13 protein-coding genes are annotated in these 14408 nt (G+C 71.8%); 8 read left to right on the forward strand and 5 right to left on the reverse strand.

Annotated elements, in window-relative coordinates; genetic code table 11:
• Positions 1 to 9 precede the first annotated feature (9 nt).
• Positions 10 to 1350: a hemolysin family protein gene (locus Q0818_RS11220; RefSeq protein ID WP_298874611.1), complete on the forward strand. Its 1341-nt coding sequence runs from the start codon at positions 10 to 12 to the stop codon at positions 1348 to 1350.
• On the forward strand, positions 1350 to 2405 hold the full coding sequence (locus Q0818_RS11225) for a hemolysin family protein (RefSeq protein WP_298874613.1): 1056 nt from the start codon (positions 1350 to 1352) through the stop codon (positions 2403 to 2405). The genes Q0818_RS11220 and Q0818_RS11225 overlap by 1 nt, the downstream gene beginning before the upstream one ends.
• Before the next feature lie 189 nt (positions 2406 to 2594).
• On the opposite strand, the gene Q0818_RS11230 is transcribed toward Q0818_RS11225, so the two are convergent.
• The gene (locus Q0818_RS11230) at positions 2595 to 3653 is read right to left on the reverse strand and encodes an NADH:flavin oxidoreductase/NADH oxidase (RefSeq protein ID WP_298874615.1); all 1059 of its coding nucleotides are present in this window, start codon (positions 3651 to 3653) and stop codon (positions 2595 to 2597) included.
• 29 nt (positions 3654 to 3682) lie between these two features.
• On the opposite strand from Q0818_RS11230, the gene Q0818_RS11235 reads away from it, so the two are divergent.
• The 3 genes from Q0818_RS11235 (at position 3683) to Q0818_RS11245 (ending at position 6324) form a co-directional block, all read left to right on the forward strand.
• Positions 3683 to 4531 carry an ADP/ATP-dependent (S)-NAD(P)H-hydrate dehydratase gene (locus Q0818_RS11235; protein WP_298874618.1) on the forward strand — a complete coding sequence of 283 codons (849 nt, stop codon included), beginning with the start codon at positions 3683 to 3685 and terminating at the stop codon, positions 4529 to 4531.
• Positions 4532 to 4606: 75 nt separating this feature from the next.
• Positions 4607 to 5914: a glycosyltransferase family 87 protein gene (locus Q0818_RS11240; protein ID WP_298874621.1), complete on the forward strand. Its 1308-nt coding sequence runs from the start codon at positions 4607 to 4609 to the stop codon at positions 5912 to 5914.
• Between the two features lie 74 nt (positions 5915 to 5988).
• Positions 5989 to 6324, forward strand: coding sequence for a thiamine-binding protein (locus tag Q0818_RS11245; protein ID WP_298874623.1), 336 nt, complete (start codon positions 5989 to 5991; stop codon positions 6322 to 6324).
• Positions 6325 to 6331: 7 nt separating this feature from the next.
• Here the strand turns inward: Q0818_RS11245 and Q0818_RS11250 are convergent, their stop codons facing one another.
• On the reverse strand, positions 6332 to 6757 hold the full coding sequence (locus Q0818_RS11250) for a hypothetical protein (RefSeq protein ID WP_298874627.1): 426 nt from the start codon (positions 6755 to 6757) through the stop codon (positions 6332 to 6334).
• 242 nt (positions 6758 to 6999) lie between these two features.
• Between Q0818_RS11250 and Q0818_RS11255 the strand changes: the two genes are divergently transcribed.
• Positions 7000 to 8247, forward strand: coding sequence for an MFS transporter (locus Q0818_RS11255; protein ID WP_298875750.1), 1248 nt, complete (start codon positions 7000 to 7002; stop codon positions 8245 to 8247).
• A gap of 160 nt (positions 8248 to 8407) precedes the next feature.
• Here Q0818_RS11255 and Q0818_RS11260 read toward each other — a convergent pair whose 3' ends face one another.
• Positions 8408 to 9613, reverse strand: coding sequence for a homoserine O-acetyltransferase (locus Q0818_RS11260; RefSeq protein WP_298874629.1), 1206 nt, complete (start codon positions 9611 to 9613; stop codon positions 8408 to 8410).
• Between the two features lie 116 nt (positions 9614 to 9729).
• On the opposite strand from Q0818_RS11260, the gene Q0818_RS11265 reads away from it, so the two are divergent.
• On the forward strand, positions 9730 to 10428 hold the full coding sequence (locus Q0818_RS11265; RefSeq protein WP_298874632.1) for an SDR family NAD(P)-dependent oxidoreductase: 699 nt from the start codon (positions 9730 to 9732) through the stop codon (positions 10426 to 10428).
• Between the two features lie 136 nt (positions 10429 to 10564).
• Here Q0818_RS11265 and Q0818_RS11270 read toward each other — a convergent pair whose 3' ends face one another.
• Positions 10565 to 11887 carry a bifunctional o-acetylhomoserine/o-acetylserine sulfhydrylase gene (locus Q0818_RS11270; protein ID WP_298874635.1) on the reverse strand — a complete coding sequence of 441 codons (1323 nt, stop codon included), beginning with the start codon at positions 11885 to 11887 and terminating at the stop codon, positions 10565 to 10567.
• 156 nt (positions 11888 to 12043) lie between these two features.
• Here Q0818_RS11270 and Q0818_RS11275 point away from each other — a divergent pair, with 156 nt between their 5' ends.
• Positions 12044 to 12814 (forward strand): SDR family oxidoreductase, encoded by a 771-nt coding sequence (locus Q0818_RS11275; RefSeq protein WP_298874638.1) that lies wholly within the window; start codon positions 12044 to 12046, stop codon positions 12812 to 12814.
• 48 nt (positions 12815 to 12862) lie between these two features.
• Here the strand turns inward: Q0818_RS11275 and Q0818_RS11280 are convergent, their stop codons facing one another.
• Positions 12863 to 14356: an MFS transporter gene (locus tag Q0818_RS11280; RefSeq protein WP_298874641.1), complete on the reverse strand. Its 1494-nt coding sequence runs from the start codon at positions 14354 to 14356 to the stop codon at positions 12863 to 12865.
• Positions 14357 to 14408: the final 52 nt, after the last annotated feature.

Here is a 14408-nt window from a genome sequence, read left to right on the forward strand (position 1 = left end):
TGATGCCTGATGGATTACGTCATGCTGGCCGTGGGGCTCGTGCTCACCGTGGGAACCGGACTCTTCGTCGCGAGCGAGTTCGCCCTCGTCAATCTCGACCGCGCCGACCTCGAGGCCCGTCGCGCAGCCGGGGAGACCCGTCTGTCGCTCACGATCGACGCCCTGCGCATCACCTCGACGCACCTCTCGAGTGCCCAGCTGGGCATCACCCTGACGACGCTGCTCACCGGTTACACGATGGAACCGGCGATCTCGAACCTGCTCCGACCGGCCTTCCAGGCGTGGGGCCTGCCCGAAGCGCTCGTCGTCGGCCTCGCCGCCGTCATCGGCGTGGGCTTCGCGACCGTCCTCTCGATGATCCTGGGAGAGCTCGTCCCGAAGAACTTCGCCCTGGCGATCCCGCGGCAGACGGCGAAGCTCGTCATCCCGTTCCAGGTCGCCTTCACCGCGGTGTTCAAGCCGGCCATCCTCGTGCTCAACGGCAGCGCGAACGGCGTGCTGCGCGCGATGGGCGTCGAACCCAAGGAGGAGCTGTCGGGAGCGCGTTCGGCCGAGGAGCTGTCGAGCCTCGTGAAGCGTTCCGCCAGCGCCGGGATGCTCGAGAAGGACACCGCCTCGCTGCTCGATCGCAGCCTCACCTTCGCGCGCCTCAGCGCCGCCGACGTGATGACGCCGCGGCCGAGCGTGCACGCGCTCGCCGCGGGCGATCCCGCCGACGACGTCGTGCAGCTCGCGCGACGCACGGGGCACAGCCGCTTCCCGGTGTACGGCGAGTCGATGGACGACATCCTCGGCGTCGTGCACCTCAAGGCGGCGATCGGCGTGCCGCGCGACCGCCGCGCCGACGTGCCGGTGGCCGCTCTCGCCACCGAGCCCCTGCGGGTGCCCGAGACCGTGCACCTCGACACGCTCGTGTCGGAGCTGCGCTCGCGCGGCTACCAGATGGCGATCGTCGTGGACGAGTACGGCGGGACGGCCGGGGTCGTGACCCTCGAAGACCTCGTGGAGGAGATCGTGGGCGAGGTGCTCGACGAGCACGACCGCTCGCGCGCCGGCGTCGTGCGCTCGGCCGCCTCGGTCACCTTCCCCGGCGACCTGCGCCCCGACGAGGTGCTCGATCGCGCGGGCGTCCGCGTCCCGGAGGGGGAGGTCTACGACACCGTGGGCGGGTTCATCATGGCGGCTCTCGAGCGCATCCCCGCGGTCGGCGACACCGTCGCCCTCGACGACGGCGTCCTGGCCGTGCAGCGCATGGACGGACGTCGCGTGGACCGCGTGCAGTTCACCCCCACCCCCGAGGAGCAGGGCGTGAACGACCTCGTCCGCGCGGCGAAGGGGGGTGACCAGTGATGAGCGACTGGGCCGGAATCGCCTGGCTGGTCGTGCTACTGGCGGCCAATGCCTTCTTCGTCGGCGCGGAATTCGCCGTCATCTCGGCACGACGCTCACAGATCGAGCCGCACGCCGATCGCGGGTCGCGCGCGGCCAAGACCGCGCTGTACGCGATGGAGCACGCGACGATGATGCTGGCGACCTGCCAGCTCGGCATCACGATCTGCTCGCTGCTGATCCTGAACGTGTCGGAACCGGCGATCCACCACCTGCTCGAGGGTCCGCTGGGGCTCACAGGCCTGCCCGAGGCCGCGGTCGGGGTGATCGGCTTCGTCGTCGCGCTCCTGCTGGTGTCGTACCTGCACGTCGTGTTCGGCGAGATGGTCCCGAAGAACCTGGCCTTCTCGCTGCCCGATCGCGCCGTGCTGATGCTCGCCCCGCCGCTGGTGGCGGTGTCGAAGGCGTTTCATCCGATCATCGTGGCGCTGAACTGGACGGCCAACCACGTGCTGCGGCTGTTCCGCGTGGAGCCCAAGGACGAGGCCGCCTCGACCTACACCCTCGACGAGGTCGCGACGATCGTGACGCAGTCGCGTCGTGAGGGTGTTCTCGACGATGCCGCCGGAACGGTGACGGCGGTGGTCGAGTTCACCGAGAAGAAGGCCGCCGACATCGCGGTGCCGATGGCCGATCTGGTGACCCTGCCCGAGACGACGACCCCGGCCGAGATCGAGCGCGCCGTCGCCCAGCACGGATACTCGCGATACGTCATCGTCGACGCGGCCGGTCTTCCCACCGGCTACGTGCACCTGAAAGACGTGCTGCGCGCAGCGGAGGGGTCGGATGCCGACATGGCACGGCCGATCCCGGGCAAGCGCATCCACCACATGGTGTCGGTGCTGGAGACCACCGACCTCGAGGACGCCCTGGCGCTCATGCGCCGCTCCGGGCGCCATCTCGCGCAGGTGCGCGACGAGGCCGGCGACGTACGGGCCATCCTCTTCCTCGAGGACGTCATCGAAGAACTCGTCGGCGAGGTGCAGGACGCCACCGAGCGTCGTCGCTTCGTCTGACGCAGCCTTCCGGGACAGCGGATGCCACGGGCCCTCGGCCGCGTGGCATCCGCTGTTCTCCGTTCCCAGGTCAACGGCGCTCGAGGTCGCGCGAACCGCTCGAGGTCACGCGGCGCGCCGCGCCTCTCCCGTGATCGCTGCACGATCGTGCGATCTCGGCGTCGATGCGGGGAACGGCGGGAGCGGGCCTCAGTACGCGCGCAGGTACTGCGCGGGGGCGGGGGAGTCCGCGCCGAGGGCGGCGGCGGCGCGCAGGGCGTAGTGCGGATCGCGCAGCCACTCCCGAGCCGACATCACGGCGTCGGCGCGCCCGTCGGCGATCACGTTCTCGGCGAGCGCCGGGTCGTCGATCATGCCGACGGCGCTGACGAGCAGCCCCGTCTCGCGGCGGACGGTCGCGGCGTACTCGACCTGGTAGCCGGGTCCGGGCACGATGCGCTGGTGGGGGACGAGCCCGCCGCTGGACACATCGATGAGGTCGGCACCGGCTTCGGCGACGAGTCGGGACGCGGCGACCGTGTCGTCGACGCTCCATCCGCCCTCGGCGGCGTCGGTCGCGGAGAAGCGCACGAACACCGCGGCCTCGGGCGCGGCGGCGCGCACGGCCTCGGTCACGCGTACGAGCAGGCGCGTGCGGTTCTCGAACGAACCCCCGTAGGCGTCGTCGCGGTGGTTGGTCAGGGGGGAGAGGAACTGGTGCAGCAGGTAGCCGTGGGCCGCGTGCAGCTCGAGCACCTGGAATCCGGTGTCGACGGCCCGACGGGCGGCATCCGCGAAGTCGGTGACGACCTTCTCGATGCCGTCGGCGTCGAGCGCGGCGGGCTCGGCGAAGTCGGCGTAGGCGATGGCCGAGGGAGCGACGGTGCGCCATCCGCCGTCGGCGACGGCGACGGAGCCGCGCGCGCCGGAGAACGGCGCCGAGGTCGACGCCTTGCGGCCGGCGTGACCGAGCTGCACGCCGGCGACGGCTCCGCGGGCACGGATCGCCGCGACGACGGGTCGCCACGCCTCGGCCTGCGCATCGGTCCAGAGGCCGGCATCCTGGGGAGAGATCCGGCCCTCGGGTGAGACGGCGGTGGCCTCGGCGATCACCAGGCCCGCCCCTCCCGCGGCGAACTGCGCGAGGTGCACGTGGTGCCAGTCGTTGGGGACGCCCTCGACCGCGCTGTATTGGCACATCGGCGACACCCAGAGGCGGTTGCGCATCTCGATACCGCGAATGGACAGGGGAGTGAAGAGGGCGCTCATGGGGGACCTTTGCGTTCTAGGGTGACGCCATGACGGCGAAGGACTGGGGCGGACACGATGCCGCCCGCGTACTGCGGAGGCCAACGGCGGACGACGACAAGTATTCCCGCGGGGTCGTGGGCGTGCGCACGGGGTCGGCGCGCTACCCCGGGGCGGCGGTGCTGGGTGTCGAGGCCGCCTGGCGCACGGGCACCGGGATGGTGCGCTACCTCGGCCCGCAGCGCGCGCAGGACCTCGTGCTCCCGCGTCGCCCCGAGACCGTGACCGCCGACGGGCGCGTGCAGGCGTGGGTGATCGGATCGGGGACGGATGCCGCGGAGCGCGACGCCGCCGAGACCGCGGCGCTGCGCGGCATCCTGCGGGGAGAGCTCCCGGTCGTCGTCGACGCGGGCGCCCTCGATCTCGTTCCGGGGGCGACCGCCCCGGTCATCGTGACACCGCACGCGCGCGAACTCGACCGGCTGCGCCAGGCGCTGGGGCTGCCGGAGGCCTCGACCGACGACCGCGAGCGCGTCGCCCGGGAGACCGCGGACGCGTTCGGCGGGGTGGTGCTGTCGAAGGGCGCCGTCACCGTGGTGGCGGCGGCGGGCGGATGGGTCCGCCGCGTGGCGGCGGGGACGCCCTGGCTCGCGACCGCGGGCACCGGCGACGTGCTGGGCGGTGTCCTGGGCGCCCTCACCGCGTCCGCCGTGGCGGCCGGACGCACCGGCGTCGACGACCTCGCCGCGTGCGCGGCGACCGCCGCGTGGGTGCACGGGCGCGCCGGTGTCGTCGCGTCCCTCGCGGTCGGTGGCGGGGGCGGTCCGATCACCGCACTCGACGTCGCCGAGGCTCTGCCGCGGGTCGTCGCGGAGCTGATGCGGGACTCGATCGCATAACGGTTGTCCCGCCGGCGACGCGGGGGCGGGGGAGCGCGTCCGAGGCGCGCGGGGTGACCCGCTTAGGATCGGGGGGTGCTGAGGCGTGTCGTTCCCCTGTTGATCGCGTTCGTCGCCGTGCACGTCGTGGTGGGGGTCCTGGGCTACCAGCAGCCCAACGAGCCCATGGGCGACGTGTACCTGGTGTACGAGCCGTGGTCGCGCTGCGCGCTGTTCGGCGGCATCGACGTGACCTCGTGCACGCGCAGCGACACGTGGCAGTGGCCCGGGATCACCGAGAAGTGGATCTACCCGCAGCTCGCTTTCCTGCCGATGACCTTCGCGTGGCTCTTCGCCTGGGCGGTGGGCTACACCCCGGCCTGGGCGATCACCGTCGCCCTCTTCAACCTCATCGCCTTCGTGGTCCTCGTCGGCGCGGGCCGCTCGCGCGGTCGCGTGTCGGCCGCCTGGTTCTGGCTGGCGGCGATCCTGCTCATCGGCCCGGTCGGGATCTACCGCATCGACGGCATCACCGTGCCCTTCGCCATCCTCGGCGGGATCTGGATGCTGCGTCGCCCGTTCCTGGCATCCGTCCTGCTGTCGGTGTCGGTGTGGATGAAGGTGTGGCCGGCGGCCATCCTCGCTGCGGGGCTCGTGGTGGTGCGCCGCCGTCTGGCCCTGGTCTGGGGTGCCGTCGCCGTGTCGCTGGCGACCATCATCCCCGTGGTCGCGCTCGGCGGAGCGCCCTTCGTCTTCGGGTTCGTAGGGGATCAGACCTCGCGGGGCATCCAGATGGAGGCGCCCGTCGGCGGGCTCTACATGTTCCTCGCGGCGTTCTACGTCCCCGGGAGCGAGGTGTACTACGACGGCGACGTCCTCACCTTCCAGGTGACCGGACCGGGGGCCGACGCGGTCATCGCCGCGATGACCCCGATCATGCTCCTGACCATGGTGGCGGTCGCGGCCGTCGGCGTGTGGAAGCTGCGCCACGGGGCGACCTTCCTCTCGCTCTTCCCGCCGCTGTCGTTGGCATTGGTCACGGCCTTCATCGCCCTGAACAAGGTCGGCTCGCCGCAGTACTACGTCTGGCTGTTCGCGCCGGTGGTGCTGGGGCTCCTGCTCGACCGTCGCCGTTGGTTCGGCTTCGCGGCCCTCACCCTCGTGATCTCGGGCCTGACGCAGTGGATGTATCCGCTGCTCTACGACGGCCTCATGGCGACCCATCCGAATCCCTTCCCCGTGGTGGTGCTCGAGGTGCGCAACCTCCTCGCGCTGGTCCTGCTGGTGTGGGCGATCGTGCGCGTCGTCCGGGTGCCGGTAGGTCGCGTGCGACCGCCCGCGGGCCTGCGGGAGATCGTGACGGGACGCCGCCCCCTTCCCCCGCGGGTGCCCTCGGGCCGCTGACCGGCGCGTGACGGGGGAGGGCGGGCCGTGCTCCGCCGGTTCCGCCCCGCCGGGCCGCCCCGTAGTCTCGACGCATGCTCATCGCTTTCTCCGTCGCCCCCTCCGGCGTCGGCACCGCCGCCGCCGAGAACCCCGACGCCTCGGTGCACGACGCCGTGGCGGCCGCGGTCGCCGTCGTGCGCGCGTCGGGTCTGCCGCACCGCACGACCTCGATGTTCACCGAGGTCGAGGGGGAGTGGGACGAGGTCTTCGCCGTCGTCAAGGCGGCGACGGATGCCGTGATGCCCTACGGATCGCGCGTCTCCCTGGTGCTGAAAGCCGACATCCGCCCCGGGCACACGGGCGAGATCGACGGCAAAGTCGAGCGGCTCGAGGAGGCGCTGGAGCGTCGCGAGGGCCGCGCGGACTGAGATCGCGTCAGATCGCGGGTGGGTCGGTCCAGACGCGCTTGGTGATGGCGGCGACGTCGGCGTCGATGCGCGCGAGGTCGCCGCGCAGGCGGCTCTCGACGCTGTCGATGGTCGCCTTCAGCCCCGCCTCGACGCTGTCGATCTTCGCGTTGAGTCCGGCTTCGACGCTGTCGATCTTGGCGTTGAGTCCGGCTTCGACGCTGTCGATCTTCGCGTTGAGTCCGGCTTCGACGCTGTGCAGCTCCATGCGGGTGACGCGACTCTCGGCCATCGACTCGGCGCGCAGGGAATCGATGCGCGCCTCGAGGCGGTCGGTGTTCGCGGTGATCACCTTCGTGAGCGAGCCCATGATGAGGTTCGTGCTGAAGGTCATGCCGCCCAAGACGGCGGCGGCGAAGGTCCCGATCAGGACCCAGACCTGGGGTTCGGTCATCTCCGGCATCCCTTCATTGTGCGGGGGAGGGTTCGAGAGTGCCACGGGGTGAGCGGGTGAAATCCGGCGGTTTTCGGGAAGGGGGAGAGATCGGCCGATCGGCCATCTGGGGAGGAGGGGTGAGCCCGGGAGCGAAACGCGCGAAGGCCCGCGCCGTCGTCGCCTCGAAACGATTCGACCGGACGTCTGAACGCGGCTAACATCGACGGGTGACCTCTTCGACTCCCTCGAGAGGTGCGGCGATGCGGGCGCTCCTTTCCCTCGCCATCGGCAGTTTCGGCATCGGCATGACCGAGTTCGTCGTGATGGGCCTGCTGCCCAACATCGCGCGCGAACTCCTGCCCGGCGCCTGGGCGGCGTCTCCCGACGACGCGATCGCTCAGGCCGGGTGGCTCATCTCGCTCTACGCCCTCGGGGTCGTCGTGGGCGCGCCCACCATCGCGGGGTCGGTCGCGCGCTTCCCGCGCCACCGCGTGATGATCGTGCTGGCGGTGGCGCTGGCGTTCTTCACGCTGCTGACCGTGATCGCCCCGACGTTCGAGCTCGTCGCGGCATCCCGGTTCCTCGCGGGACTGCCCCACGGCGCCTACTTCGGGATCGGCGCCCTCGTGGCCGCCGACGCGCTCGGACCGGGCAATCGCGCCAAGGGCGTCGCGTTCGTGCTGACCGGCCTGACGATCGCCAACGTCGTGGGCGTGCCGCTGGGCACGCTGCTCGGGCAGCAGGTCGGCTGGCGCGCGGCGTTCGCCGTGGTGACCGCGATCTTCGCCCTGGCGGCGGTCTGCATCGCCCTGTTCGTGCCGTCGCATCCGGGCTCCCCGGGGAGGCGCCTGCGCGACGAGCTGCGCGTGTTCCGGATCGGTCAGGTCTGGTTCGCGCTCGGTATCGGGGCGGTCGGCTTCGGCGGCTTCTTCGCGATGTACAGCTACATCGCGCCCATGATCACCGACGTCGCGGGTCAGCCCGAGTGGGCGGTCTCGCTCGTGCTGGTCCTCGTGGGCGTGGGGATGACGGTCGGCAACATCGTCGGCGGCGCGCTGGCCGACAAAGACCTGCGCTTCTGGCTGTACGTGGGGCTGATCGCCCTGGGCGCGGCATCCGTCGGTCTGGCGCTGACGGCGACGTGGATCGTGAGCCTCGTCTTCTTCGCCTTCCTCGTCGCCTTCTGCGGATCGGCCCTGAGCCCGTCGATCCAGACCCGGCTCATGGACGTCGCCGAAGACAACCAGTCCATCGCCGCAGCCCTCAATCACTCCGCGCTGAACATCGGCAACAGCCTCGGCGCGTTCCTCGGCGGGCTCGCGATCGCCGCGGGACTCGGGTTGGTCGCCCCGGCGTGGGTCGGTGCGGTGCTGGCCCTGGGCGGGCTCGCGGTGGCGTTCGTGTCGTACCGGGTCGAAGACCGCTCCGGCCGCCATCCCGCGCACCGGATGCCGGCGGCCGAGGCCGCGCAGACCGCGATCACGGGATCGATCCCGACGCAGCGCTGAGCGCCCACGGAGGGGCCGGCGTGCGCGTCCGCCCGATCGGCGATCGAGCGTCCCGGACACGCCGCCGACGGCCCGGCCGGGAACGCCGTGTCCGGGACGGTCACGTGCAGGGGCGGGTGCCGGCGGAAACGGATGCCGGGCCGACCGGCATCCGGGATCGTCAGCTCGCGAGGAGGCGGCGCAGGTGCGTGGCGACGGCGGCGGTCTCGATGAGGAAGCCGTCGTGCCCGAAGTCGCTGGCGAGCACGATCGACCGGTCGCCGTCGAGGGTGTTCGCCACGCCCCGCGCGATGCGGTGCTGCCCGTCGATGGGGAACAGGCGGTCGCTGTCGATGCCCAGGACGAGGGTCGTGGCGGTGACGCGACCGAGGGCGTCTTCGACGCCGTCGCGATCGCGTCCGACGTCGTGCGAGTTCATGGCCTCGACGAGGGTCAGGTAGCTGTTCGCGTCGAAGCGGCGGGTGAACTTGTTGCCGTGGAAGTCGAGGTACGACTCCACCGCGAAGCGTCCGCCGCGCCCGAGCGGGCTGACCCCCGACTGCCACGACCGCTGGAAGCGCTGATTCAGCTCGGTGGGGCTGCGGTAGTTCAGCAGCGCCATCCGCCGCGCGAGGGCGAGGCCGCGGTGGGGGCCGTCGCCGTCGCCGGCGTCGTAGTACTCGCCACCGGCGAAGCGGGGATCGACGCGGACGGTGTCCAGCTGCACGGAGTTCAGGGCGATCTGGTCGGCCGTCGTGATCGGCGGGGCTGAAAGGATCGCCGCGCGCGCGACGCGGTCGGGGTGGCCCACCGCCCACTCCAGGGCGTGCATGCCGCCCATCGACCCGCCCACGACGGCGAACCAGCGGTCGATGCCGAGCGCATCGGCGAGGGCCGCCTGAGCGGCGACCTGGTCGCGGATGGTGAGGTACGGGAAGCGCGAGGCCCACTCGTACCCGTCGGGCGCGATGCTGGCCGGACCCGTCGAGCCCTGGCATCCGCCCAGCATGTTGGGGGCGACGACGAACCACCGGTCGGTGTCGATCGCGGCTCCCGGGCCCACGAGATCGCTCCACCAGCCCGCCGTGGCGTGGCCGGGGCCCGCAGCGCCGCGGACGTGGCTGTCGCCGGTGAGGGCGTGCAGGATCAGGACGGCGTTGTCGCGCTCGGGTGACAGCTCGCCCCACGTCTCGTAGGCGAGACGCACGTGCGGGAGTGATTCGCCGTTCTCGGTCGTGAAGGGGCCGAACGAGACGAATCGTCGATCGCCGACCGGGTCTCCGTCGCGCCACGCGCCGGTCGCCGGGGGGCGACCGAGCAGAGACCGCGCGTCGGCCTCCGTCACCGGTGCCGAGGGCACGGTGTCTTCGGAGATCTGCCAGTCCATGGCATCCATTCTCTCCGGTGTCCGCGGGCGGACGCGGTCTGTTACGACGCCGGAGGACTCGGATGCCGATTGTCCAGCCCCCGTCCGCACCCGGGTGGGATGGCCATGATCCCGGCATGGCGAACTTCCTTCTCATCGCGGCCTCGAGCGACATCGGCCAGGCGACGGCGACACGACTGAGCGACGCGGGACACCACGTCGTGACCACCGCGCGGGATTCCTCGCGCATCGACCCCGATTTCACTCTCGACGCCACCGACTTCGACGCGGTCGACAAGGTCGTCGCGGAGGCGGGGGAGCTCGACGGCATCGCGGTCTTCGCGGGGTCGATGCTGCTCAAGCCCGCGCACCTGACCTCGCGCGCGCAGTACGACGAGCTCATCGCGGCCTCGCTCACGACCGCGTTCGCCGCGGTGCGGGCGGCCGGCGCCCACATGCGCGACGGGGGAGCGGTGGTGCTGGTGTCGTCGGCGGCGGCGCTGGCGGGCCTGCCGAACCACGACGGGATCGCGGCGGCCAAGGCCGGCGTGATCGGGCTGACCCTGTCGGCCGCCGCGAGCTACGCCGCACACGGGCTGCGCGTGAACGCGGTCGCCCCGGGGCTCGTGCAGACGCGGCTGACCGAGAAGCTCACCTCGAGCGACATGTCGCGCAAGGTGTCGGAGGCGATGCACCCTCTCGGCCGGCTCGGCGAGCCTGACGATGTGGCCCGCGCGGTGGAGTTCCTGCTCGCCCCGGAGAACGCGTGGATGACGGGACAGGTGCTCGGCGTCGACGGCGGCCTCGGCAGTCTGCGTCCGCGGCAGAAGATCTGACCGCCGCGGCGTGAGTCGCCAAGTTTTGTCGCTTTCCGGTAGCCGAAAGCGACGAAAACCGGCGACTCACGCGGGAGGGACGAGGAAGCGTCCCGCCCCGAGGGAACCGGGGCGGGGCGTTCCGTGCGGGCGCGGGTCAGGCGCGCGCGGCCTCCGACAGGCGACGCGCGGCGGCGAGGGCCTGGTCGAGGTCGGCCTTGAGGTCGTCGATGTTCTCCAGACCCACCGACAGGCGCACCAGCCCGGGGGTGACCCCGGCGGTCAGCTGCTGCTCGGGCGTGAGCTGCGAGTGGGTGGTGGATGCCGGGTGGATGACGAGGGAGCGCACGTCGCCGATGTTGGCGAGGTGGCTGAACAGCGACAGCGCGTTGACGAACTCGCGGCCCGCCTCGACGCCGCCCTTGAGCTCGAACGACAGCACCGCGCCGACGCCCTTGGGGGCGTAGTTGTTGGCGGCGGCGTACCAGGGCGAGGTGGGAAGGCCCGAGTAGTTCACGGTCGCGACGTCGGGGTGCGACTCGAGCCACTCCGCGATCTCCTGCGCGTTCTGGACGTGGCGCTCGATGCGCAGCGACAGGGTCTCGATGCCCTGGATGAGCTGCCAGGCGCTCTGCGGGGCGATCGAGGCGCCGAGGTCGCGCAGCAGCTGCACGCGGGCCTTGATGATGTACGCGAGACCGTCGCCCACCGCCTGCGTGTACACGGCGCCGTGGTACGAGGGGTCGGGGGTGGTCAGGCCCGGGAAGCGGTCGGAGTGCTCGGACCACGCGAACGTCCCGCCGTCGACGATGACCCCGCCGATCGTGGTGCCGTGACCGCCGAGGAACTTGGTCGCCGAGTGGACGATGATGTCGGCGCCGTGCTCGAAGGGGCGGATGAGGTACGGGGTGGCGATCGTGTTGTCGACGATGAGCGGCACGCCCGCCTCGTGAGCGACGTCGGCGACGGAGCGGATGTCGAGGACGTTGATCTTGGGGTTGCCGATGGTCTCGGCGAAGAACAGCTTGGTGTTCGGGCGCACCGCCGCGCGCCACGCCTCGGGGTCGTCCTGGTTCTCGACGAAGGTCGTCTCGATGCCGAGCTTGGCGAGGGTGTATTTGAAGAGGTTGTACGTGCCGCCGTAGATCGAGCTCGACGACACGATGTGGTCGCCGGCCTGGGCGATGTTGAGCACGGCGAAGGTCTCGGCCGCCTGGCCGCTGGCGACGAGGAGGGCGCCGGTGCCGCCCTCGAGGCCCGCGACGCGCTGCTCGACGACGTCTTGCGTGGGGTTCTGGATGCGCGTGTAGATGTTGCCGAACTCGGCGAGCGCGAACAGGTTCGCGGCGTGGTCGGCATTATCGAACACGTACGAGGTCGTCTGGTAGATCGGCGTGGCGCGCGCCTTGGTGACCGGATCGGGCTGAGCGCCCGTGTGGATCTGCTTGGTCTCGAAACGCCAGTTCTCGGGTGCCGACATGGCTGCTCCTCAGGTTCTGAGAGGCCGAGCGGTCGCCCTGGCCTGCTGCGAGCGTAGACACGGGTGAAATCCCCGACAACCACGGAGGAAACTCGCCGTCACACAGGACTCCCGCCGACGCGGCCGGTGTCGGAGGGGAGCAGTAGCGTGGATGCCATGACGCGACGTGCAGTGGTGACCGGGGCCAGTTCGGGGATCGGGGAGGCGACGGCGCGACTGCTCCGCGCGCGGGGGTGGGACGTCGTCGGCGTCGCCCGCCGGGCCGAGCGCCTCGCGGCCCTCGAGGCCGAGACGGGCGTGGTCGCGCACGCCGCCGACATGACCGACCCCGATGCGATCGCGGCGCTCGCCGCGTGGCTCGACGAGACCGGCGGCGTCGATGCGCTCGTGCACGTGGCCGGAGGGGCGCGGGGCAGTGACCGGGTCGAAGACGGCGACCCCGAGGACTGGCGCTGGATGTTCGAGGCCAACGTCCTGTCGGGGCAGCGGCTGGTGGCATCCCTCCTTCCCGCCCTGCGGCGTGCGGCCGATGCGGAGGGGCACGCCGACCTGCTGTTCGTCACGTCCACCGCCGCGCAGACGGCGTATCCCGGCGGCGGGGGGTACAACGCGGCCAAGGCCGGCGAGGCGATGCTGGTGCACGCCCTGCGGCAGGAGCTGAACGGCGAACCGCTGCGCGTGATCGAGATCGCCCCGGGCATGGTGCGCACCGAGGAGTTCACGCTGAACCGTCTGGGCGGAGATCAGAATGCCGCCGACAAGCTGTACGAGGGCGTCGAGGCGCCGCTGGTCGCCGACGACGTGGCCGACGTGATCGCCTACGCCCTCGACGCCCCGGGGCACGTCAACCTCGATCTGGTGACGGTGCGCCCGGTCGCGCAGTCGGCGCAGCACCTGCTCGCGCGCGGTCCGCTCACGACCCGCTGAGGTCGAGTCCCGGCGGTGCCGGCCGCGTCGGTGCGGGCGGGCGCTCCGTCAGACGACGTCGCCGCGCGCGGCGGTCGCCCGCGCCTCGGCGTCGCCGTCGGCGAACGCGACCTTCGGCACGAAGAACAGCAGGATCGCGGCGAGGAAACCGCCCGCGCTGCAGATGACCCAGACCGTGACATAACCGGCGAACGGGGCGGCCGTGCCGATCGCCGCTCCCGCCCCGCCCGCGAGCACCACGCCGAAGACGGCCGACGACATCGTTCCGCCCACCGTCTTCGTGGTGTTGGTGAGGGCGGATGCCACGCCCGTCTGGCCGCGCGGGGCGGCGGCGGCCGCGGCGGCGGGCATGGCCGCGACCAGGGCGCCCGAGCCGAGGCCCGCGATCCCGAGGCACAGCAGCACCTGCCACAGCGTGGTGTGGAGCGGGAGGAAGAGGGCGTACCCGATGCCGACGAGGGCCGCCGCCCCGATCAGCACCACCCGCGGGCTCGCTCGGCGGGAGGTGGCGGCGAAGAGGATCGCACCCACGATGAGCGAGACGAGGTACACCCCGATCACGTTGGAGCGGTCGGTGGCATCCAGCCCGAGCCCGTACCCGAGCGACGGATCGGTTCCGGCATAGGTGGCCAGCGGACCCTGCGCGCCCAGCAGGCTGATGCCGACGAGGAACGCGGTGGCCTGCACCGGCCACATCTCGGGGCGGCGCAGCACGCGGATGTCGATCGCGGGGTCGCTCTGGCGCAGCTCGAAGCGCACGAACACCGTGCCCAGCACCGCTCCGGCCACCAGGAGCCCCACGATGACGACGGGTCCCGGCCCTTCCGGCAGTCGCACGAACGACAGGGCGCCCGTGACGCACAGGAGCGCTCCGGCGAGGATCGCGAAACCACCCACGTCGAGCCGGCGCTGTCCGCCGGTTCGCTCGGACTCGGGCACGCCGAGCCAGATGACGACGCAGATCAGGGTGACCACGATCGCGGGGATCGCGAGCGAGAGGCGCAGGTCGCCCCCGGTGGCGGCGAACAGGCGCCCGGCCGCGAGAGCGCCGAGGATCGCGCCGACCTGGAGCCCCACCACGAGGAGGCCGGCCGCGCGCCGCGTCCGTGACACGCCGTGGGCGCCGCGTCGGCCGCGATCGAAGATGAGGGCGATCTCGAGCGGCAGCCACACGACGTAGAAGTCCTGCAGCGCCCACGCGGCCAGGAACGTGCCGAAGGAGTCGGCGAACACGAGCCACCAGCTCGCGGCGGCCGTCGCGAGCGCGGAGAACAGCAGGATGCGCTTGTGCCCGAACATGTCGCCGAGCTTGGCGAGCACGGGCAGCACGAGCGCCGAGAGCAGCAATTGCGCGGCCTCGAACCAGTTGACGTCGGCGTCGCGGATGCCCAGGTGCACGACGATGTCGGGGAGCAGGGGCACGTAGAACCCCTGCAGGATGCCGCTGGCCAGCTCGACCAGCACGAACCACCCGATGAGGCCCGCGGTCACGCCGAGGGCGGACGAACGCACCCTCGCGACCGCGCCGGAGACGCGCGACATGGCGCGAGAGTAGCACCGGGCCCGCGAGTGCATTCGTCAGCGGTGCGCACTG

This window comes from uncultured Microbacterium sp., assembly GCF_947489255.1.
In the GTDB taxonomy this organism is placed as follows: domain Bacteria; phylum Actinomycetota; class Actinomycetes; order Actinomycetales; family Microbacteriaceae; genus Microbacterium; species Microbacterium phycohabitans.